The sequence below is a fragment of the Peribacillus sp. Bi134 genome (assembly GCF_918698065.1).
Classification (GTDB): domain Bacteria; phylum Bacillota; class Bacilli; order Bacillales; family DSM-1321; genus Peribacillus.
This window is the reverse complement of record NZ_CAKKLN010000008.1, coordinates 158391-181973: the sequence shown is the minus strand read 5'-3', so window position 1 is coordinate 181973 and position 23583 is coordinate 158391. Positions and strand designations below refer to the sequence as shown.

Sequence of the window (23583 nt, the reverse complement as noted above, 5' to 3'; positions counted from 1 at the left end):
GTAAAAGGTTCTCGGATTTTAATCTGCGTTTATTTCCATCCATTTGTGTAATAATGAGAGTACTGTGAATAGAGAAATACATAGGAGGTTTTTGGATGCATAATCATGATATATTAATTCGATTAAGATATGCGCTTGATATTAAAAATAAAGATATGGTAGAGATATTTAAACTCGGGGAGATTGAAGTGACAATGGAAGAAGTCATGCAGATGCTCACAAAACCAAAAGATGATTATTATGATGAATATGAAGAATATGATGATATGGATGAAGAGGAAGATGGGGTAACCTGCAATAACATGATGTTAGAGTCCTTTTTAAATGGTTTGATCATTTTTAAAAGAGGGAGACAAGAGCCAAAACCTGGTCAGCCTCAAAGTCAGGCACCGGCTGTAAAGATTAAGGAAAGTGTGAATAATATCCTCTTGAAGAAACTGAAAATAGCATTAACATTAACCAGTGAGGATATGATCGAAATTTTGGAAGAAGCAGGAGTCATGATAACCAAAGGGGAATTAAGCGCTATACTAAGAAAAGTGGGTCATAGGAATTATAAAGAGTGCGGAGATCGATACGCGAGGAATTTCTTAAAAGGATTAACTTTGAGATATAGGGGATAACACTGTAACATCTACATTATAAATCAGACCATGAAATCGTGAAAAGTACTTTTCACGATTTCATGGTCTTTTTCTTATGGACGATATTGAAGGGATATAAAGTGCAAATAGTAAAAAAAGAAGGCACTCTCAAGGCACCTTCTGAATCATTAACCTTTTAAAAAGTCTGTTTTTGCTAAATTGGGGTTTGGATATTTATAGAAGCCTTCTCCTGCTTCTCTTCCGATTTTCCCTTTATCGATATATTCTGTTTTCAATAAGTTAGCCAGCTTTTCAATATCTGGATCACCTGTCGCTTTCGCTTTTGCAAGTGAAATATTATAAGCGGTATTGATTCCTACCACGTCCAATATAGCGAATGGACCAAGAGGTGCCCCTGTTGCGACCATCCACGTTTTATCGATGGTTTCCATATCAGCCACTCCTTTTAATAAGAGCATTTGGGCAGCATCCAAAAGAGAACCAATAAGGAATTCAGAATATAGCCTGGCTGTTCTTTATGTAAAGGCAGAGGAACCATTCCAATCACTTTGCAAAATCAATCACTTCTTCGAAAACTTCACTATCCGTTCCAGGATGCTTCATGATTTCTGCCGTATTGTTTTTCCAGATTTCATTAGCGAAGTGCAAAGCGAGGAATTTTTTTGGACGGCCTGTTGCTTCGGCAAATTGGCTTGGTAATAATGTAGAAGAGTTCGTGGCAAAAATTGTTTTTTCAGGTGCCACTTTTCCTAACTCTGTGTAAAAATCGGTTTTGATTTGAACCACTTCCGGAATCGCTTCAATCACAAAATCAGCTTCGGCAACTGCCCCAGATAAATCACTGTGGAAAGAAATGCGGGCATAAGCAGCATTAAGATCTTCCTCCGCAGCTCCTATGTCTTCTTTATAGTAGGGCTTCAAATTAGTGATCCTATCTTTTGCACGTTCCAATGCTTCATCATTGATGTCATATACTGATACGTTAAATCCTTTGAATGCGGTTTGAAATGCAATCTGACTTCCTAAAACGCCGCTGTCGGCAATCGTGATATTCTGATAATTCATAGTCATTCTCCTTTATTTCTTTGGATATCTCTACTTGTTAATTATTGCACTTATCATGAAAATAGATGCAGGAATAGCTTTGGATATATATTATTTTCCCTTTAAGGGACCCGATAAAAGCATATTAAAACGTAACACCCCTTCTTAGATGCAGGAGTTTCTTCATAACCATTCCTATTATTTTGAATTGATGATAGCTTGTACGTATTGCTCATTTCATCAGTTGCCCATTGCATTTCACTCGTAACCACATAGTTTATAATAAAAAGGTTGGACGAGGTGCAAAAATGGATGATTACCAAAAAGTGATAACCATTCTTGGGAGTGCAGGAGGGGCCGCAAAATCAATACTTTCCATATTGAATAAATCAGCTATTGATAAAAAGGATCCAATCCATCTTTTTATATCCAGTTGTATTATTCACTTAATTGATATTAAACAAAAGGAAGAAAAATATTATCATGAATTATTTCCACAGCTAAAAGATCAAATTGTACTGCATCAATTTGATTTAAAAGATACAAAGCGGTTTATTAAGCATCTTGAAAGCACAAAAACATTATGTGTCATTGATCTTTCATGGGCGGATACGGTTGAAATGCTGCAATGCTGCGACGCATTAGGCGTTAATTATGTTAATTCCGCTTTAGAAAACACAATGATCGATGAAAATGAAGAATTATATTATGGGTTTCCTCTAATTGAACGGATCAGGCATTTTGAAAAGGTTAAAGATCAATTTTCCAATTCTACAGCTATCATTGGGTCGGGAATGAATCCAGGGGTGGTCCAATGGATGGCCATTGAGCTGCTAAAGAGTGATTCAGAGGAACGACCGCTTGGCTGTTACATTGTAGAGCATGACAATTCGTTTTTTAAGGACAAATCGAAGGCAAAGAATGACGTCATTTACACAACCTGGTCTCCCGAGTGCTTTCTGGATGAGGCTATTTCATGCTATCCAATGTTTATGAATCACCATACACCGCTCTTTTTATATGAAAATGTTTATGATGTCGAATTTAAGGTCAAATTAGGGGACAAACAGTTTTATGGTTGTTTAATGCCTCATGAGGAAGTATATACTTTATGTAAATTGTATGATATGGAAGGCGGCTTTTTATATAAGGTAAATGACCATACGACGGAGTTAATCCGCTCGAAACTGGATGACGCCGATCAATTATGGAATCATGACATGAAGGTTCTTGATCCGCTTGAAGCCGAACTTGACGGGGAAGATCTAGTTGGTGTCCTTATCGTTTATCAAGATAAGGAGCGTTATATGTATAATACATTAAAGAATCGCGATATCTTTTCCAAATACAAAACCAATGCAACATACTTTCAAGTGGCCTGCGGGATATATGCTTCATTATCGGTGCTGCTAATGGATCAAATCCCCAAAGGGGTATACTATGTGGATGAGTTATTGTTAAATACCAATAATCATTACGGTCAATATTTGACCTATTATATGACGAGTTTTGTAATTGGTGAAAACAATCATTCAGATGGTCCTTTACTTCACAGAATGAAAAAGATGAATCAATAATGTGAATTTTAAGTCGGCATCAGAATTGAGCTGGCTTAAATTTTCAACTAAAGTTGTGCACATTTTCCTTCTGAATGTGCATAACTTTTTTGTTTTTTGATCTGCTTTTTACGTGTAAGTTACGGCAATATCCGGAGCTGATCAGCAGCTCTTTTTTTATTGTTGTAATGCACTTTAACGTCCATTAGTACAATGTAAAACAGACAAAAAAGAGGATAATTAATGCCCTTGCAGACCATAGACAATTTCAGTTTTTTCTTTAAAAAAGTTTAAGAAATTCGCTCCCTTTCCGCCGACTATCTGCCAAGTCTCATCTGGAAGGGGGCACCAAGTATTGTTTTAAAAAGTGGTGAAATCACTTCGGTAAAATCGTGGAAGGGATTCGACAAGAGACCATTCCGGACTCCCTTTTTCGACAAAACTGAAAGAGGATAATCAATCCCCTTGGTTGACTTCATTTGTTTGTTCATCAGATTTTTGGACGATTTCTTTTAATTCACCAATGTCACCTTTTGCATTGATAATCTCAAAAATCTCATTTAGGCCTTCTGAGGTCTTTTCATTTTCCGTTTTCACAATACCACTCCTTAATTAGGTTAATGGTTAATGTCTCCAAAAAACCAGTAGATAAAACATCGGTTACATTGGAAAATTGATGAAATTCTCTTCGTATTTCCATTGATATAAACGCATTTCAGGCGAATGCTGATTGTAAAAACTACAAAAATTCAAATTTTTTTGTCCACACAATATGGACAACATTAAAATTATCAATTATTATGATTGTAATAACACTTAGTATAAAGGGATTTACGTTAATGTTGAGTGTGTTTATGGAGAAGACACGTGTATTTTTGGAAAAAAGGAAAAAAATACAATGTTTTTTTAAATAGGGGTAAAACATATAAAGATCCTGCATTTATTCCAACCATCAATGAGGGGGTATATTAAATGTCAAGTGAAATATTAAATAAATTTTTGAAAGAAAATTTGGAAGATTTAAAAGAAAAGGGGCTTTACAACGTTATTGATCCGGTGGAAGGTCCAAACGGTCCGGTAATCACCATTGCAGGCAGAGAGCTAATTAATTTATCATCCAATAATTATTTAGGTTTAGCAACAGATAGACGATTAATAGAGGCTTGCATAGAAGCGACTAAAACATATGGTGTTGGTGCCGGTGCCGTTCGTACGATCAACGGAACGTTAGATATTCATGTCAAATTAGAAGAAAAGCTTGCCGAGTTTAAACATACAGAAGCAGCCATTGCTTATCAATCTGGATTTAACTGTAATATGGCAGCGATTTCAGGAGTGATGGATAAACAAGATGCCATTCTTTCAGATGAACTGAATCATGCTTCAATCATTGATGGTTGCCGATTATCCAAGGCGAAAATTATTCCTTTTATCCATTCCGACATGGACGATTTACGGACAAAAGCACGTCAAGCAAAGGAGTCCGGATTGTATAACAAGATCATGATTATCACCGATGGGGTTTTCTCGATGGATGGGGATATTGCCAAGCTTCCTGAAATTGTGAAGATAGCTGAAGAGTTCGATTTAATTACGTATGTTGATGATGCGCATGGTTCAGGTGTATTAGGTAATGGTGCAGGAACGGTAAAACATTTTGGATTATCCGATAAAGTGGATTTCCAAATTGGTACATTATCCAAAGCCATTGGTGTTGTTGGAGGCTATGTAGCAGGAAAGAAAGATTTGATTGATTGGTTAAAAGTGAGAAGCCGTCCATTTTTATTTTCAACGGCTGCCACACCGGGAGCAGTTGCAGCTAGTATAGAAGCCATCGATATTTTGATGAATAGCTCAGAACTTCAAAATAAGCTGTGGGAAAACAGCGATTATTTGAAAAAAGGCCTAAAAGAATTAGGGTTTGATATCGGGGAGAGCGAAACACCGATTACGCCTTGCATTATAGGTGATGAAGCAAAAACGCAGCAATTCAGCAAAAGGCTGAATGAAGAAGGTGTGTATGCTAAATCCATCGTATTCCCTACCGTTCCAAAAGGAACAGGAAGAGTGAGGAATATGCCTACTGCTGCTCATACAAAAGAGATGCTGGATCGTGCAATTGCCATTTATGAAAAAGTAGGAAAAGAGATGTCGATCATATAAGAGATTGCTTGTTTCAGAGTTTAAAACATGGGGAGGGATTTTTGATGAAAAAGGTCTTGGTAACGGGGGCTTTAGGTCAAATTGGTTCAGAATTGACGCTGAAAATGAGAGAGATTTATGGAGCTGACAATATCATTGCAACAGATATTCGAAAAACGGACAGCGATGTTGCTCAATCGGGTCCATTTGAGATATTGGATGTTACAGATGAAAAAGCGATGTATAACATGGCAAAAAAACATGAAGTGGATACGATTATACATTTAGCCGCTTTATTGTCGGCAACAGCTGAAAAGAAGCCGCTTTTAGCTTGGCATTTAAACATGGGCGGATTGGTCAATGCTTTGGAATCTGCAAGAGAACTCGATTGCCAATTATTTACACCTAGTTCAATTGGTGCCTTTGGTCCAACCACTCCTAAAGATTGGACACCGCAAGACATCATTCAACGGCCGAACACGATGTACGGCGTGAACAAAGTATCCGGAGAATTATTATGTGATTATTATCATCATAAATTTGGGGTTGATACGAGAGGTCTTCGATTCCCGGGACTGATTTCGTATGCGACACCTCCTGGCGGCGGAACTACCGACTATGCAGTTGAAATTTACTATGAAGCGATTAAAAACAAGCGATATACTTCTTACATTGATAAGGGAACGTATATGGATATGATGTATATGCCGGACGCTTTAGCAGCCATCATTACATTAATGGAGGCAGATGCCTCAAAATTGAAACATCGGAATTCTTTCAATGTTTCTGCCATGAGCTTTGATCCGGAGCAAATTGCAGCCGAAATTAAAAAGCATATTCCGGAATTTGTCATGAATTATGAAGTCGATCCTGTAAGACAATCCATTGCAGACAGTTGGCCAAATACAATTGATTCAACTTGTGCGAAGGAAGAGTGGGGATTCAAGGCGGAATATGATTTGGAGAAAATGACGAATGATATGTTGTTAAAGCTGAGAATAAAGTCCCTTTTAGTAACAGCATAATAAACCTGCCAGCCGAATAAAAGAGTTGCAATACTCTTTTATTCGGGTTACTTTATACAGGGGAATTTTAATGTTTAAGGGGTGAGCTTTTATAAACGTTAAAAAGTAAGCGCTTTCTATGAAACCTTGAACAGAATTAAGAAATAACATGAAATTTTATGGTAATCTTTCCAACTGTCAGAATGCTTAAGAGTGAAGAATGATTTTATGAGGCAGCTTTAAGAAAGATAAAAAAAGTGGAGCCTGCTATATCATTTCTATACTAAATAGGGAGTGTATTAAGCATCTTGAAAAAATTTCGACTATTAGTAGTGTAGGGGGAAATGGAATGGCAAACAAAGATTTGAATAGGGAGTTGAAAGGTCGTCATATTCAGATGATCGCTTTGGGCGGAACGATTGGTGTCGGTTTATTTATGGGTTCAGCCAGCACGATCCAATGGACAGGCCCGTCTGTAATGTTAGCTTATGCGATATCTGGGCTTTTTATATTCTTGATCATGCGCGCAATGGGGGAAATGTTGTATTTGGAGCCAAGTACAGGTTCATTTGCGACATTTGGTTATAAGTACATTCATCCATTGGCTGGGTATATGACAGCATGGAGTAACTGGTTCCAATGGGTTATTGTCGGGATGGCAGAAATTATTGCAGTGGGGACGTACATGCAGTATTGGTTCCCTGATCTCCCTGCTTGGATTCCAGGTTTAATCGCAATGGTGATTCTTGGAGCAGCGAACTTAATTTCCGTTAAATCCTTTGGGGAAATTGAATTTTGGTTTGCATTGATTAAAATCGTGACAATCATTTTAATGATCGTTGCAGGTTTTGGACTTATCTTCTTTGGATTAGGTAACGGAGGGGAAGCCTTAGGATTATCGAATCTTTGGGAGCATGGCGGTTTATTTACAGGTGGCTGGAAGGGCTTCTTCTTTGCTCTTTCACTGGTGGTTGCCGCTTATCAAGGTGTAGAATTAATTGGGATTACAGCTGGTGAAGCAAAGAATCCGCAAGAAACGATAACGAAAGCGATTCAAAGTACCATTTGGCGTATTTTAATCTTCTATATCGGTGCAATTTTCATTATTGTAACCGTTTACCCTTGGGATCAATTAAGCGCGATTGGCAGTCCATTTGTTGCGACTTTTGCGAAGGTTGGTATCACGGCAGCAGCTGGAATCATTAATTTTGTCGTAATCACGGCTGCTATGTCTGGCTGCAATAGTGGTATTTACAGTGCTGGACGCATGCTTTACACATTAGGGATGAATGGACAAGCACCAAAATTCTTTGCTAAAGTATCTAATAGCGGTGTTCCTTTATTCGGTACTTTCGGAGTGATAGTCGGGTTAGCACTTGGGGTTGTATTAAGTTATATTGCACCAGAAAATTTATTTGTGCATGTATACAGTGCGAGTGTACTTCCTGGAATGATTCCATGGTTTGTCATTCTGATCAGTCAAATTAAATTCAGGAAAGTCAAAAAAGCTGAAATGCACAATCATCCATTCAAGATGCCTTTTGCACCTGTTACAAACTACCTGACCATCGCTTTCTTGGTCATGGTATTAATCGGTATGTGGTTTAATGATGACACACGCATATCACTTATGGTTGGAGTAGGTTTTCTGGCTATCGTTGTAATTAGTTATTTCGCTTTTGGAATAGACAAGCGTGTACAAGCCAATGCTCAGGCAGAGGCTAAGGAAGATAAAGTGGGTTAATCTATCATTCACTTTGGGTTTTTACAAAGGGTTGCTGCGGCAGCCCTTTTCCAATGAAACCAAAAGGGCAGTTCAGTTTTAACAAGAGATGATAAAATGGATTAAAATGATTACTTCATTGTGAAGTGTGAACTTTTTATGTTCGGATTAAAAATCTTAAGAAAAGGGGAAGTTGACAATGACAACTTCAAAGAAGAATATGAGGACTTGCGAAAAGGGACACAAATACTATAAATCCAGCGATTGTCCGACCTGCCCTGTATGTGAGCAGGAACGAAAACCGGACACCGGATTTCTTTCAGTGCTCTCGGCACCTGCCAGACGTGCATTGGAATACAATGGGGTAACCTCTTTACAACAGCTCTCAACATATAGTGAAAAAGAGATTTTGAAATTTCACGGTATGGGACCAGCTTCTTTACCTAAACTTAGGGCTGCTTTGGAGACAGGCGGGTTATCATTCAAAGATTAATCACTTTACGTGGATAAGGGATCAGGAACATCTTTTTTATGATCATCATCCTTGTTAAACTGATAGTAACTCTAAAAAGTGAGGTAACGAAAAATCATGAGTTCCTATACTCCCTATTTTGAATTCAATCGAGAAAAGTGGGCATCTCTGCGAAACCATACTCCTCTTCCTTTAACTGAAGAAGAATTGGATAACTTAAAAGGAATAAATGAAGAAATATCCATTCAGGAAGTAGAAGAGGTTTATTTGCCCTTGACTCGTTTGATCAATTTACATGTTGAAGCATCTCAGCAGCTTAACACAGCCACCACTTCATTTTTAAAAACTGATGTTAAAAAAGTACCTTATATCATTGGGATTGCAGGGAGTGTTGCTGTAGGAAAGAGTACGACAGCAAGGTTGCTTCAGACTTTATTATCTAGATGGGATAATCACAGAAACGTAGGTCTTGTCACTACCGACGGTTTTTTGTACCCAAATGATCTTTTAGAAGAAAAAGGACTCATGAAAAGAAAAGGGTTTCCTGAAAGTTATGATACTCAAAAATTAATTAATCTTATCGGAGATGTAAAAGCAGGAAAAAATAAAGTGGAAGTTCCAATCTACTCACATTTGAAGTATGACATTTTGCCAAATGAAGTGCAGACTATCTGTAATCCGGATATCTTAATAGTGGAAGGTGTTAATGTTCTTCAGGTAGACAAGGAAAACCAAGTATTCGTCAGTGACTTTTTTGATTTCTCACTCTATGTAGATGCAGATGTAAACGACATAGAAAGATGGTATGTTGAAAGGTTCCTTTTACTTCAAAAGACCGCATTTCAAAGTCCTGAATCCTATTTTCACCGTTATATTAACTTGTCTAAGGAACAGGCCATTAAACAAGCGACTCAAATTTGGGATGAAATCAATTTGAAAAATTTACATGAAAATATACTGCCGACAAAAGGACGGGCAAAACTCGTCTTGAAAAAGGGATCAGAACACAAAGTTGAAAATATCTTTATGCGAAAATAATATAATGAATGTAAGGATTGTGTATTAGAATAATATTTTTTTGTAATAGCAATAAAGTAAGTAATTTTTTATAAGGGACTATGCTATAAGTCTTAAAATTAGCAATATTATCAATGGTCTTACCTTATATTGGTTTAATTATCAGTAATTATTGGTATTGTTATAATATCTAATAATTGGGTGAAATTTATGATACAAGTTAAAAAGGTAGGAGTTTAACATTTTCAGGAAGGTACTTATTGTTTAGGGAAATGGTTACAAATCCTTCTAATTTCACTTCTGATTTTGTCAATAAATGTGTTTTTTCGTTGCTTTTTCCGATGTGTCAATATTATTTCACTAACAGTTTCTTCCTTCAATAAGGGGAAGTTGCTGAAGAAATCTTTTAATGCGACTATCGGGGCGGATAAGTTTAAGCTAATTTCTTCACAAAATCAATATTTTAACAAAAAAAGTAATAGTAGAATATTTTAATCTATGAAATAATAATAATAGACTATGATATAGTTATAAGGAGACAGAAAAGGTGTGTTCCTTGTTCGTGCCTGGCTTTTTGTGACACCTAAGCAGGAGCGCCTACATCTTTTTTGAAAATATAGGGGATAAGGAAGGTTATAATGAGCAACATACAGAAACAAACAGACGTTATCTTAATTGGCGGCGGAGTCATGAGCGCGACTTTGGGATCATTACTGAAAGAGTTAGCACCGGAATGGGAAATCAAAGTATTTGAGAAGCTTGCAAACGCAGGAGAAGAAAGCTCTAACGAATGGAATAATGCGGGTACGGGTCATTCTGCACTTTGTGAGCTTAACTATACATCCGAAAAGTCTGACGGATCTATAGATATAAGCAAAGCAATTAAAATTAATGAACAGTTCCAAGTTTCATTGCAGTTTTGGTCGTATCTTGTAAACTGTAAGCTGATTGATAATCCGCAAGACTTTATCATGCCATTGCCTCATATGAGTATGGTACAAGGGGATAAAAATGTAGCGTTCTTAAAGAAACGTTTTGAAGCGCTGTCAAAAAATCCTCTGTTCAAAGGTATGGAGTTTTCCGATGACCCAGCAAAACTGATGGAATGGATTCCACTTATTATGCAAGACCGTCCATCAAATGATTCTATAGCGGCAACAAAAATTGATTACGGTACTGACGTTAACTTTGGTGCTTTGACACGCATGTTGTTTGACCACTTAAAGACTAAAAACGTCGATATCAAATATAAACATAGTGTTGATAATGTTAAACGGGCTAGCGATGGCACATGGGAATTAAAAGTTCGTAATGTCGATACTGGCAGCGTAGAACGCCATAATGCTAAATTCGTCTTTATCGGCGGCGGGGGCGGAAGCTTGCATTTGCTGCAAAAATCCGGTATTCCTGAAGGGAAGCATATCGGCGGATTCCCAGTTAGTGGATACTTCATGGTATGTAATAATCCGGAAGTTGTTGCGCAGCATCATGGAAAAGTATACGGAAAAGCTAAAGTTGGTGCTCCACCAATGTCTGTTCCGCATCTTGATACACGTTTTATCGATAATAAAAAATCGTTGCTTTTTGGACCATTTGCAGGCTTCTCTCCGAAGTTCTTAAAAACAGGTTCAATGCTCGATTTAATAACTTCCGTAAAACCTAATAATGTTTTAACTATGTTGGCGGCAGGCGCAAAAGAGATGCCATTGACAAAATACTTGATCCAGCAAGTTATGTTATCGAAGGAACAGCGCATGGAAGAGTTACGAGAGTTCATCCCGAACGCTAAGAGCGAGGATTGGGATTTAGTAGTGGCTGGCCAACGTGTACAAGTTATCAAAGATACTGCTGAAGGCGGCAAAGGTACACTTCAATTTGGTACGGAAGTTGTCAGTGCATCCGATGGCTCGATTGCAGCATTGCTAGGTGCTTCTCCAGGGGCTTCTACAGCTGTTCATGTTATGCTTGAGGTAATTAATAAATGCTTCCCGCAACGTATGGAAGAGTGGGAACCGAAAATTAAAGAAATGATTCCTTCTTATGGAGAGTCACTAATGGAAAATACTGAGCTTCTGCACGAAATTCAAACTTCAACATCAGAGACGCTTGGTCTAAGCAAAAAAAAAGAGCTAGTTTATAGTTAATTTTTGGATACTGAAGTAACATTGAAATTAAAAATAACAGAACCTTTAATCTATCATTGATTGAAGGTTCTTTTTTTGTTTTAAAGCCTTATTCATTTAAGGATGCTTATTTGTAGGCAAACACGAAGAAAATTGAGTTTATGGCGCTAGTACAATTTGGACGTTGATTGGAACGAGAGGCACTCACTTTCCGCGGGCGGTCCGGGATCCTCCTCCGCTTGCGCCTGCGGGGTCTCCCCTGTCTCGTACACCCGCTCCAATAAATTAGTTTTAACTTTTAGATAGAACCCCCTTTTCTACAAACTGAGGGATGCTATTATAGCATCCCTAAAGATTTCTGCTTCTAATGTATCTTTGAATTTATTTGGGAAATGGTTTCTTTATCGCAAATAATGAAAAGCTGTGCATCATCGGGAATTCTTGCATCTAATTTTTGGTTTATGTTAAGATCACCACGATCTGCTACCAGTGTGGCTCCTTTGTTAAGAAGATCTATAAACGCATCACGATAGGTTAGCCATTCATCTTGTTTAGGAATCTCATACATAGTTTCCTCATATTTCGTGCTCATAAGTTCTGAATACATGTGGGTGACTCCATGAGAAAATAATGATCGTACTGCTGCGTGGGAGATCATTTCTTGCGTAGGAATAAACTCGTCCACCTTTACACGCTCGAATAAACGAATATGCTTTTGATTGATCACCTCGGCTGTGACATGGATGGACGTATTTGTTTTTTCTTCAATGGCCGTTATGGCAGTGGCAACTAATAATGTCTTTCCATCGACAAGTAACGGATCCTTTGTAGCATAATTATCTTGTGTAATTTGGTCAGCAAAAATGATAACGCCTTTTGCTTTAGGCAGATTTGCACGGAGTAATGTTTCTTCATCGGTGGCATCCCCGCGAACATAAAACAGACGCTCCTCCATCATAGGAGCTTTTTCCAAGTTATCAATGATTACAATATCAATGGTTTCATCAGATTTAAAAATTTCTTGGAGTGCAGATTTTGACTTATCACTCCAACCAATCAAAATGATATGATTTTTACCTGTATATTTCATTTTTCCACCAACTTTACGTTTTTCGATAAGATATACAGATTTAATGATTCTTCCAATAAAAAGACTAACAAGCCCAATACCAGTGATGTAAAGACCAATGGTAAATGCTTTTCCAAGATCAGTGACTGGTGCATAGTCCCCAAAACCAACCGTAGCAAGCGTTGTAAGAACCCAGTAAACTGAGGTTAAATATGATTCGAACGTCTGTGGCTCTATTGAAAAAGCAACATATGCAGCAACTAATATGTATAAAATGGCAAATGGTATAAAGATTCTACCTCTTAATTTAATCAGGTAATATATTATTTTTTTTACCTTAATTCTCATCATACCCATCCTAGTTTTCAAGTCATCGATTAAATTTATAGTTCCCCAATTTAACAATTAAATAAACGTAAGTGTAAAAAAACTATTTTTTACCCAAGCAAGAAGCAAAAGAAAACTGTTTAAAATAACGTTCAGATCATTTTCTTAAGCAAAGAAATGGGCAGATCGTTGAGAATTCCATTGGGTTTCATCTGCAGAAGTTTAATAGACCACACAATCAGTATGGGTTTTTTGCACCAAAACCACGTATTCTGCTATTAAATTTTGCTCTAATTTTAATATAGATTATAAAATGAACAATATCAGATGAATTTTTGTAAATAAATTATAAAATAATTATCAAAAAATAAAATTATTATTTGAATTTTCAATATACAATGAATGTTAAATAACGAGGAGGTCCATCAAAATGAAAGCGGATACAATAAATAGAATAATGATTTTATAAAGGAACAGGATTGCATACAAAAGACAGTACTTCCCATATTAATGAAAAATCGGAATATAGCTGAGCCCCAGATGGAGGGTATATGGCGGGATTGGAAAGCGGCACATAACTGGGAGTGTTTTGCTTCGAATCCTCAATAAGAGCTGGAAGAGGGTGAAAGCTCTGGGGAATCCTAACGATGCACCACGGGCAATGGCATTTGTGAAACAGGATTGGCCCAATAATAAATAAAGTTCCAAGGCTTTTCTTCCCGTATTCTGCTGGTTAGGCTAGGGGGCGTGCCGAATTTTAATTTTAAACGATATGGCGGCAAGCGGAGAACTAAAAGCCCTATCGTAATCGAACGTTGTATTCTGGTCCTGTTGCCTTACCAAATCGTGAGACAGGAGCGATGAGAGGATCGGATGTGGGTATGACGCCAAGAATTTACCCAGCATGCAATTATATAATAGGGGGAATAATTATGGGATCACCAAATGTGGCGACAAATACGAAACAAGAGAAGCCGCAAATTCAATCAACTACTAATATACTGAAGTTTATCATATATAGTTTAATAGGAAGTTTTATGTTTTTTATTCCTATTACCATAAATGGTGTTTCAAGCATACCAATTGATCATATAGTAACATGGATCAAAGTAACCTTGCCGTCAGCCGTTCCTATTTATGCTCTTATTGTCATTCTATTAGGAGCTGTCTATCCATTTATTTCAAAAAGTTGGAGCAAGGATAAGGTATCAATAGTTTTTTCTTTCTTAAAAGTAATAGGTGCTGTTGTTGCGATCTTAATATATTTCAAGATTGGGCCCGAATGGTTAATGGCCCCAAGTATGGGTCCTTTCCTCTTCGAAAAACTTGTCATACCTGTAGGACTTGTCGTTCCTTTTGGTGCTCTATTTTTGGCGCTTCTCATTGGATACGGGCTTCTTGAATTTTTGGGTGTACTGATGCAGCCAATCATGAGGCCGATATTTAAAACGCCTGGGCGTTCAGCAGTTGATATGGTCGCTGATTTAGCAGGAAGCTACTCCATTGGTATGCTTATTACGAATCGACTATATAAAGAAGGAAAATATACGCTTAAAGAAGCCGCTATTATTGCAACTGGTTTTTCAACCGTTTCAGCAACGTTCATGATTGTTGTAGCAAAGACTCTCGGGCTTATGGACATATGGTCCCTTTTCTTTTGGGTTTCTTTAGGGATAACGTACCTTGTCACTGCCATTACCGTACGTATTTGGCCATTAAATAAAATGAGCGACGATTATTATTCGGATAATGCCGATCCAGAAGAGGTTATCAAAGAAGGACTTCTCAAAAACGCCTGGTATAGTGCGATGGTGGGAGCAAACAATTCGGTAAGTCTTGGCAGAAATTTATGGGATAACTTAAAGGACGGTTTTCTTATGACAATGAGCATTCTGCCGTCCATTTTATCCGTTGGTCTCATTAGCCTTGTGTTAGCGGAGTATACTCCAGTATTTAATTTACTTGGCTATCTTTTTTACCCATTTACTTGGGCATTGCAAATACCTGAACCATTTTTGGCTGCAAAAGCTTCAGCTATAGGAATTGCAGAAATGTTCCTGCCGGCGCTTCTCGTAGTTGATGCACCTCTGGTAACTAAGTTCATTATTGCCGTGGTATCTGTATCATCCATATTGTTCTTTTCAGCGACGATACCTTGTATCCTATCAACCGAAATCCCAATCAGCATTACGAAGTTGATTGTAATCTGGTTTGAACGGACGCTCATCACGTTAATTATTACTGCACCTATCGCAATATTGCTGCTTTAGTACGAATCAACGAATCTTAATTCGATCACAAATCGTACGGGTGCGTTCGTATTATAAGGTCGACCAGTAAAATTACTGGTTGACCTTTTTTAATAGAATCTTTTATATCAGTAGGCATGGTAGAACGTACAGGTGCGCGGGGCATTTGAAGGCTTGTAGGGACGTAGAATAAATTATTTGGAACAGCATCATCAAAGAAAAGGATGTTGAGTTAATATGTTTCTAACAAAACAAATTTATATCTTTCGAGAATTTCGACATTATATTGACAATAATATAGTTACTCATTAGAATTGATAAAGATTCTCAATATGGTACTGGGAGGCACCAATGTCATGTCAAAAAGAAGAAACAGCAAACAAGTGTTATTTATATCCGCAATCGTTTTAATTTTATCAACGCTTTTACTTGGATGTACAAATGAATCAAAAGAAAATTCAACTTCAAATAAAGACAGTAAAGACATGCTTACTATGGCTTGGCCGAGGGATATAGGTGAAATGAATCCGCATGTCTATAATCCTTCTCAATTATTCGCTACATCAATGATATATGAGCCTTTGGTCAGCTACCAAGATGGAGGCGAGCTGAAACCGCATTTAGCTGAATCTTGGGAAATTTCCAAGGATGGGAAGGAATATACGTTCAACCTCCGTCATGATGTGAAATTTTCTGACGGTACGAGCTTTAATGCTGAAATTGTGAAAAAGAACTTTGATACAATATTGAAAAATGTTGATTTACATAGTTGGTTGGGCTTTATTCCGAAAGTGGATCAAACGGAAGTAATTGACCAATACACATTTAAACTAACATTAAAGGAGCCGTATTATCCTACTATTCAAGAGTTAGCCGTCGTTCGTCCAGTCCGATTCTTAGGTGATGCTGGATTCCCTAAAGATGGTGACACTTCAAAAGGTGTTACAAAACCAGTCGGTACAGGCCCATGGGTTTTGGAAGAACATAAAGCAGATGAATATGCTATTTTCAAACGCAATGAAAATTATTGGGGTGAACTCCCTAAAGTAAAGAAAATCAAAGTCAAGATCATTCCTGATGCGGAAACCCGTGTTCTTGCTTTTGAAAAAGGTGACCTAGACCTAATTTATGGTGAAGGTGCTATCAGTCTGGATGCTTTCAAACAATTAGAAACAACAGGTAACTATGAGACTAGTATTTCTGATCCGGTTGCGACAAGACAACTAGTTATGAATACGAAGAAAGAACAACTTTCAGATTTACGTGTTCGTCAAGCATTACAATATGGATTTAATAAAAAAGCAATGGTTGACGGAGTTACTTCTGGGTTGGAAGAGAAGGCAGATTTCATTTTACCGACAAACTTCCCGTATACTTCAGACATTGATGTAACAGCGATTGATTATAATGTCGAAAAAGCAAAAGCTTTATTAGATGAAGCAGGATGGAAGCTTCCAAAAGGAAAAAACGTTCGTGAGAAAGACGGAAAGCCGCTTGAAATCGAATTAATGTACGACTCTGCAGAATCGATTCAAAAAGCAATGGCCGAAACATTACAATCTGAGTGGGCGGCACTAGGTGTTAAATTAAATATCGTTGGAGTTGAGCTTACGGTACAAATTGAAAGATTCAAAGCTAATGATTTTGAATTGAATTTCTTTAGTAACTATGGCGCTCCATATGATCCACATACTTTCGTAAATGTCGTTGGTTCAGAAGGGTTTGGTTTTAACGAAGCCATTTCATCTTATCCGAACAGAGATGAGTTGTTAAAACAAATTGCAGATGTTCCTGGAACAACAGATGAAAAAGAACGTCAAGAACTTTACTCAACTATTTTGGAATCACTGCAAGACCAAGGAGCGATTGTGCCTATTTCTTATATTAAGAAAATAGCTGTTTACCAAAAAGATGTATCTAATTTTACATTCCCTGCTAACCGGGATGAACATCCATTCACAGGAATTAGCATCGAGAAGTAAGTTACAGGAGGGTTTTCATGGGCACTTATATCTTGAAACGAATTATGGCCATTATTCCTATCTTTCTTTTGGCCACTCTTCTAACGTTTGGAATGATTCACCTTTCACCCGTGGACCCAGCTGAGGCATATTTATCTGCAGCACATATCCAATCTACAGATGAGATATTGGCTCAGAAAAGACATGAGTTCGGCTTAGATCAACCCCTCCATGTTCAATATGTAAATTCTATTATTAAGATATGCCAATTTGATTTTGGCATATCTTATCTTTCGAATAAACCTGTTTGGGAAGAGGTTACCTATCGAATGCCAGCGACCATTCAGTTAGCTTTAGGTAGCATCATATTAGCTATCCTGGTCAGTGTCCCTCTTGGGTTTTTGGCAGGCATAAAGAAAAACAGTGGTATTGACCATTTTAGTCGCCTTCTCTCTTTTTTCGGGGCGTCCATCCCTTCTTTTTGGCTTGGTTATTTATTGATTTTTTTCTTTTCTGTTAAACTCGACCTATTTCCTGTCGAAGGAATCGGGACTTGGCAACATCTGGTTCTTCCTTCCGTTACTTTAGCTTTGCCATTAATAGCTTTGTATACTCGACTATTACGTGCTAGCGTTCTTGAAAATTTACAGGAACCTTATGTCCTTTTTGCACGCACAAGAGGGATTCATAAAAAAGTCATTATGGGAAAACATGTATTGAGAATAGCCATATCCCCTATGATTACTGGACTGGGGATGAATTTAGGAAAGCTGCTGACTGGAACCATTATCGTCGAAGCGGTTTTTTCCTGGCCAGGATTTGGTCGTTATTTCATTGAAGCTATTTTTAATCGGGATGTTCCTGTCATTCAATGCTATGTGCTTTTAGCTGCGGGACTATTCATTTTTAGCAACTTGATTGTTGACCTAATCCAAATGTGTATCGACCCACGCATCTCCAGAAAAGGAGGGCAACGTCAATGATAACAAGTCTTCGTATTATGATGAGAAGTCAGAAAGTGATTGTCCTTTGTTCAATAATATTATGCTTCCTATTTATCATCACCATCTTGGCTCCATGGATTGCACCTAATGATCCTATTGCTGTCAATTTAGCTAATAAACTACAGCCATCTTCCTTTGAGTATCCATTGGGAACGGATCATTTAGGGCGATGTACGTTATCACGCATCTTATATGGAGCTCGCATTTCGTTAGGATTTGCTACATTAATCTTTATTTCATCTTTAGGCATCGGTTTGATTGTCGGAACCATTGCTGGTTATAAAGGTGGATGGGTGGACCAGGTGCTAATGAGACTGTGTGATGGTGTTATGGCATTTCCGAATCTTTTGCTCATTCTTGGCCTTGTTGGTATATTGGGACCTGGCCTTAAACAGGTCATCATAGCATTGATGCTTGTGCAATGGGTGTATTATGCAAGAATTTTCCGAGGAATGGTGCTTAGTCTAAAAGAACAAAACTATATAGCGGCAGCTAAAATAAGCGGTTCTTCTCAATGGAAGATAATAAAGAAACATATTGTTCCAAATGTTCTTCCTCCGCTCGCTGTTATGGGTACATTAGAAATGGGTTGGGCCATCATGGATATATCGGCCATGTCGTTTCTAGGTTTGGGCGTGCAACCCCCTACACCAGAATGGGGAGCAATGATTCATGAAGGGAAATCCTATATTCGGACGAATCCAGAATTAATGCTATATCCAGGTTTGATGATTATGCTTGTTGTAGTCACCTTCAATTTATTAGGCGAAGCGCTATCAGAACGTTTTGGAGTCAAACGTCGTTAATAAAAAGGAATGAGAAGATTGAGAACAGAACGGTCGAATGTATTAACAGTGAGCGATCTACATGTACAAGTACAAACAAAGGAAGGTGCTTCCACCCTCGTTCAGGATATTAATTTTGAACTGGAAAAAGGGAAGGTATTGGGTCTTGTTGGGGAAAGTGGGAGTGGTAAAACAGTTACGAGTATGTCCATTCTACAGCTTCTTGACCGGAAAACAACGACAATTAAAGGCAGCATTACCCTCCAAGGACGAGAATTGAATGGTTTGGACGATAAAGAAATACGTGAAATCCGTGGCAAGGATATTGCCTTTATTATGCAAAATCCGATGAATGCATTTACGCCTGTTTTTACAATTGGCAATCAATTTATCGAAACGATTAGGTCTCATACCTCATTGAATAAAAAACAAGCAAAAGAGCTTGCCATCGATGCGATGCAAAATGTAAACCTGCCAGATCCCGCGAAACTATTAAAAAGCTATCCTTTTCAATTGAGTGGAGGTATGCTTCAACGCGTGATGATTGCGATGGCTGCATGTTTAAATCCTACCGTTATTATTGCTGATGAGCCGACAACTGCACTCGACGTTCATAACCAATTACAAGTACTTCGCCACTTGGATAAAATTCGTTCTGAATATGGAACATCCATTTTACTCATTTCTCATGATTTAGGAGTAATTTCTGAAATGGCAGATGATGTAGTCGTTATGCAACATGGCAGAATTGTAGAAACAGCAAATGTGTTTGAACTATTTGATAATCCGCAGCATGAGTATACCAAGAAACTGCTAAATGCCCGCCTTAGCATTAAACATGAAGAACCTATCACCCATATGTTGTGATATATGGACTGCATTCTTTTGAGGGGTGAATAAATGAGTTTATTACAAGTAAAAGCAGTAACTCATAGCTATAATTCTCATACGTTTTTAAAATGGAAAGAGCCTTCTAAAAAAGTACTCACTGACATTTCCCTCTCTATTGATGAAGGAACATGTTTAGGGCTACTTGGCACGAGTGGAGCTGGAAAAAGTACATTAGGAAAAGTGATCCTTGGTTTAGAACGTCCACAGCAAGGACAGGTTCTGTTTCAAGGGCAGGATATCTATACTGCTGATAAGCTTACCCGACAAAAGATACGCCGAGATCTACAAGTCGTCTTTCAGGATTCATATTCAGCTGTCAATCCACGAATGACAGCCGAAAGTATTATAGGCGAGCCATTAGAAAACTATGAAAAACTAACCGTAGCCGAACAAAAAAGAACGGTTATTGAGTTATTGGAAAGAGTGGGCCTAAGTGAGAAGGATTTGAAAAAATACCCACACCAATTTAGCGGTGGACAATTGCAAAGGATTAATATTGCTAGAGCAATCTCTCTTAAGCCACTGCTAATCGTCTTGGACGAATCCGTAAGCAGTCTGGATATGGTTAATCAAACACTGATTTTAGAATTATTAAGTGAGTTGAAAAAAGACTTCGGCTTATCTTATCTATTTATTACACATGATATTAAAGCGGCTTATTCAATCTCTGATACTTTGGGTGTACTGGAAAAAGGAGAATTAATCGAGCATTACAATTCTAAAGATCAGTTTTTTTCGTCAGAACATCCTGTCGTTAAACAGATGAGAAGTTCTATACTCGCTGAGCATCCGCGTTTTCGTTCTCTTCCGACGAGGACTAACTAGACTTAGTCTAGAAGGATATTTATTGATTAGAAGGCCTCGATTTCAGTTTGATAATCGAGGCTCTTGTTTATATTGCTTCTGAAGCACATATTGTAGGGCATAAAAGGAACCATAATGGTTCCTTTTATTTGTTGCATCGATAATCAATCTTCCAATGATCTTAAATGGGTGTCTCCTATTAGGGATTTCAAAAACTGACCTGGTAAACCATATCCTTTTTCTATTTTCCATCACTGAAACAATATTAGGAAAAACATCCATAAAAATTATTTGGAGAAAATAATATTTATTCTAAAAATTCATATTATAATACTTTATTCTTATGCTATATTATAGGGAGAATTATTTATTATCACGTATAATTTAAGAATTGGAGTGATTTGAATGAAGAAACTTGGTTTACTTAGTATGTTTTTGATTCTAACTATCTTTATCTCGGCTTGTGGAACCAATGAAGAAAAAAATGCAGGTGAGGACAAGAAACCTGAAAAGGTATATAAAGTTGGTGTGGATACGACTTATCCTCCTTTTGAATTTAAAGAGGGGAACGACTATAAAGGTATTGATATTGAATTGATCAATGCAATCGCAAAAGACCAGGATTTTAAAATCAAATTGTCTCCAATGGATTTCGGTGGAATCATCCCGGCTATGCAAGCCAATCAGCTTGATGTGGCCATTGCGGGAATGAGCATTACAGAGGAAAGAAAAAAGGTAGTGGATTTCTCGACTCCGTATTTTGATGCAGGATTAACGATTGTTGTTAAAAAAGAGAATACAAGTACTAAAACTGTTAAAGATCTTAAAGGAAAAACCATTGCAGTGAAAAAAGGAACAACAGGTGCTAAATATGCACAGGATAATGCTACGAAACTAGGAATTAAAGTTGTTCAATTCAATGATAGTCCAGCGATGTTCCAGGAAGTGGCCAATGGCAACGCCGATGCCCTTATAGAAGATTACCCGGTTATCTCCTATGCGATCGCCCAAAAAGATCTTGGGTTGAAAATCGTAGGTGACCGTTTGAATGGTGACCAATATGGAATTGCTGTATTGAAAGGGCAAAACGAGGATCTATTGAAGAAAATAAATGATGGACTTGCCAATCTTAAAAAAGACGGCACGTATGATGAAATAATAAAAACGTATCTTGGTGAATAAACAATAGATTAAAGCTCAATAAGCGCGCTTATGGCGCGCTTTCTTTTTCAAAGGGGTGAAAGAAATGGATATAATTGTTGCGGCATTGCCTATTTTATTAAAAGGACTTCAGGTGACACTTTATATCTTTGTGATTGCCATTATCCTAGGTTTTTTGATTGGTTTACTTGTCGCGTTGCTGCGACTTGCCCCCATCAAAATCTTGAACTGGATTGCAAAGGTTTATGTGGATGCGATACGAGGGACACCGTTCATCGTTCAGTTATTTTTTATCTATTTTGGTGTGAATTCACTGAATTTGATTTCTTTGGACAGTACAACAGCTGGTATAATTACCGTTGCAATCAATGCAGGGGCATATTTTGCTGAAATAATAAGGGCTGGGATACAATCCATCGATAAAGGACAAACGGAAGCGGCAAGATCCATCGGGTTCACTGGAACCCAAACAATGAGATATGTCGTGCTTCCGCAAGCCTTCAGAAGGATGCTCCCTACCATTACGAACCAATCGATCATCAGCTTGAAAGACACTTCTCTATTATCCGTCATTGGTATAGCCGATTTAACCCAGCAAGGTCAGATTCAAGCTTCGGCAACCTTTGAAGCGTTCAAGATTTGGCTGGCCGTTGGTGTGATTTACTTTATCATCATCTATTTGTTAACCCTAATTGCTAATTTCATAGAAAGGAGGGTACAAGTTCGATGAGCATCATTACTGTAAAAAACCTGAGAAAATCATTTGGAACTGTCGAGGTTTTAAAAGATATCAACGCTGAAGTGCAGGAAAAGGAAGTAATTTGCGTAATAGGCCCTTCTGGATCTGGAAAGAGTACCTTCCTGCGTTGCCTGAATCTCCTTGAGGAAGTTACGGGCGGTGAGGTGGTCATTAACGGACATGATATAACCGATCCTAAAAGGAAAATCAATATAAACAAAGTCCGGCAAGAGGTTGGAATGGTTTTTCAACATTTCAATCTATTTCCCCATAAAACCGTTTTGGAGAACATAACCTTGGGTCCTATTAAAATTCGTGCCACCGATAAAGCGGAAGCGAGAAGGTTAGCGCTTGAGTTATTGGATAAGGTTGGTCTAAAGGAAAAAGCAAATAGCTATCCAGGGGAACTTTCCGGCGGACAAAAACAGCGGGTCGCAATCGCAAGGGCATTGGCGATGAATCCGAAGATCATGCTATTTGATGAACCGACTTCGGCCCTTGACCCTGAAATGGTCGGCGATGTTTTGGAGGTAATGAAACAACTTGCAAAAGAAGGCATGACAATGGTCGTTGTTACGCATGAAATGGGCTTTGCCCGGGAAGTCGGGGACAGGGTGATATTCATGGATGGAGGGTATATCGTGGAAGAAAATGAGCCGAATGAATTATTCGGTAACCCTCAGCACGAAAGAACGAAAGCATTCTTGAGCAAAGTGCTTTAACGGAAAGCACTATAAGAGATGATGTAAATCATGAATGAAGTTGTGCATGAAGTGTGGACAAAGGTATGCGGGAAATGAGGGGAAACCCAAACGCATGGAGCCTTTCCTTCATCTTTGTGCATAACTTTTTTGGTTTTTAGAGCAGGAATCAGTGAGGCGATGGCTTCAATTGGTAAACATCAAAA

The 23583-nt window shown here is 37.9% G+C and carries 19 protein-coding genes and 1 pseudogene; 17 read left to right on the top strand and 3 right to left on the bottom strand.

Annotation, left to right across the window (positions count from 1 at the left end; genetic code table 11):
• Positions 1-95: 95 nt before the first annotated feature.
• Positions 96-623, top strand: a complete 528-nt coding sequence (locus tag LQ188_RS19215; protein WP_230177834.1) for a DUF1456 family protein — start codon at positions 96-98, stop codon at positions 621-623.
• Between the two features lie 149 nt (positions 624-772).
• On the opposite strand, the pseudogene LQ188_RS19210 reads toward LQ188_RS19215, so the two are convergent.
• A pseudogene (locus LQ188_RS19210) lies at positions 773-1670 on the bottom strand (3-hydroxyacyl-CoA dehydrogenase).
• 287 nt (positions 1671-1957) lie between these two features.
• Here LQ188_RS19210 and LQ188_RS19205 point away from each other — a divergent pair.
• The gene (locus LQ188_RS19205; protein ID WP_101224866.1) at positions 1958-3226 is read left to right on the top strand and encodes an S-adenosylmethionine decarboxylase related protein; all 1269 of its coding nucleotides are present in this window, start codon (positions 1958-1960) and stop codon (positions 3224-3226) included.
• A 435-nt stretch (positions 3227-3661) separates the two neighbouring features.
• On the opposite strand, the gene LQ188_RS19200 is transcribed toward LQ188_RS19205, so the two are convergent.
• Positions 3662-3802 carry a hypothetical protein gene (locus tag LQ188_RS19200; RefSeq protein WP_202190642.1) on the bottom strand — a complete coding sequence of 47 codons (141 nt, stop codon included), beginning with the start codon at positions 3800-3802 and terminating at the stop codon, positions 3662-3664.
• Positions 3803-4177: 375 nt separating this feature from the next.
• Between LQ188_RS19200 and LQ188_RS19195 the strand changes: the two genes are divergently transcribed.
• The 6 genes from LQ188_RS19195 to LQ188_RS19170 all read left to right on the top strand — a co-directional run bounded on the left by LQ188_RS19195 (position 4178) and on the right by LQ188_RS19170 (position 11707).
• Positions 4178-5368, top strand: coding sequence for a glycine C-acetyltransferase (locus LQ188_RS19195; protein WP_101224865.1), 1191 nt, complete (start codon positions 4178-4180; stop codon positions 5366-5368).
• 44 nt (positions 5369-5412) lie between these two features.
• Positions 5413-6372 carry an L-threonine 3-dehydrogenase gene (locus LQ188_RS19190; RefSeq protein WP_101224864.1) on the top strand — a complete coding sequence of 320 codons (960 nt, stop codon included), beginning with the start codon at positions 5413-5415 and terminating at the stop codon, positions 6370-6372.
• Positions 6373-6700: 328 nt separating this feature from the next.
• Positions 6701-8095 (top strand): amino acid permease, encoded by a 1395-nt coding sequence (locus tag LQ188_RS19185; protein WP_101224863.1) that lies wholly within the window; start codon positions 6701-6703, stop codon positions 8093-8095.
• Positions 8096-8273: 178 nt separating this feature from the next.
• Entirely contained in the window at positions 8274-8567 is a 294-nt protein-coding gene (locus tag LQ188_RS19180) for an RNA polymerase alpha subunit C-terminal domain-containing protein (RefSeq protein ID WP_101224862.1), read from the top strand.
• Between the two features lie 96 nt (positions 8568-8663).
• Positions 8664-9584: a type I pantothenate kinase gene (coaA, locus tag LQ188_RS19175; protein WP_101224861.1), complete on the top strand. Its 921-nt coding sequence runs from the start codon at positions 8664-8666 to the stop codon at positions 9582-9584.
• 617 nt (positions 9585-10201) lie between these two features.
• Complete coding sequence (locus LQ188_RS19170) at positions 10202-11707, top strand: malate:quinone oxidoreductase (protein WP_101224860.1); 1506 nt, start codon at positions 10202-10204, stop codon at positions 11705-11707.
• A gap of 343 nt (positions 11708-12050) precedes the next feature.
• Here the strand turns inward: LQ188_RS19170 and LQ188_RS19165 are convergent, their stop codons facing one another.
• Positions 12051-13103, bottom strand: a complete 1053-nt coding sequence (locus LQ188_RS19165; RefSeq protein ID WP_230177832.1) for a potassium channel family protein — start codon at positions 13101-13103, stop codon at positions 12051-12053.
• 911 nt (positions 13104-14014) lie between these two features.
• Between LQ188_RS19165 and LQ188_RS19160 the strand changes: the two genes are divergently transcribed.
• The 9 genes from LQ188_RS19160 to LQ188_RS19120 all read left to right on the top strand — a co-directional run bounded on the left by LQ188_RS19160 (position 14015) and on the right by LQ188_RS19120 (position 23398).
• Complete coding sequence (locus LQ188_RS19160) at positions 14015-15352, top strand: YjiH family protein (protein WP_230177831.1); 1338 nt, start codon at positions 14015-14017, stop codon at positions 15350-15352.
• 335 nt (positions 15353-15687) lie between these two features.
• Positions 15688-17313, top strand: a complete 1626-nt coding sequence (nikA, locus tag LQ188_RS19155) for a nickel ABC transporter substrate-binding protein (RefSeq protein WP_230177830.1) — start codon at positions 15688-15690, stop codon at positions 17311-17313.
• A 17-nt stretch (positions 17314-17330) separates the two neighbouring features.
• Positions 17331-18275 (top strand): nickel ABC transporter permease subunit NikB, encoded by a 945-nt coding sequence (gene nikB / locus LQ188_RS19150; RefSeq protein WP_101224856.1) that lies wholly within the window; start codon positions 17331-17333, stop codon positions 18273-18275.
• Entirely contained in the window at positions 18272-19102 is an 831-nt protein-coding gene (gene nikC / locus LQ188_RS19145) for a nickel ABC transporter permease subunit NikC (protein WP_101224855.1), read from the top strand. The genes nikB and nikC overlap by 4 nt, the downstream gene beginning before the upstream one ends.
• Positions 19103-19120: 18 nt before the next feature.
• Positions 19121-19948, top strand: a complete 828-nt coding sequence (nikD, locus tag LQ188_RS19140) for a nickel import ATP-binding protein NikD (protein WP_230177829.1) — start codon at positions 19121-19123, stop codon at positions 19946-19948.
• A 33-nt stretch (positions 19949-19981) separates the two neighbouring features.
• Entirely contained in the window at positions 19982-20797 is an 816-nt protein-coding gene (nikE, locus tag LQ188_RS19135; protein WP_230177828.1) for a nickel import ATP-binding protein NikE, read from the top strand.
• Between the two features lie 384 nt (positions 20798-21181).
• Positions 21182-21958, top strand: a complete 777-nt coding sequence (locus tag LQ188_RS19130) for a transporter substrate-binding domain-containing protein (protein ID WP_230177827.1) — start codon at positions 21182-21184, stop codon at positions 21956-21958.
• 64 nt (positions 21959-22022) lie between these two features.
• Positions 22023-22667 (top strand): amino acid ABC transporter permease, encoded by a 645-nt coding sequence (locus LQ188_RS19125; RefSeq protein ID WP_076370951.1) that lies wholly within the window; start codon positions 22023-22025, stop codon positions 22665-22667.
• Positions 22664-23398 (top strand): amino acid ABC transporter ATP-binding protein, encoded by a 735-nt coding sequence (locus LQ188_RS19120; protein WP_101224851.1) that lies wholly within the window; start codon positions 22664-22666, stop codon positions 23396-23398. Before LQ188_RS19125 ends, LQ188_RS19120 begins: the two co-directional genes overlap by 4 nt.
• Positions 23399-23583 lie beyond the last annotated feature (185 nt).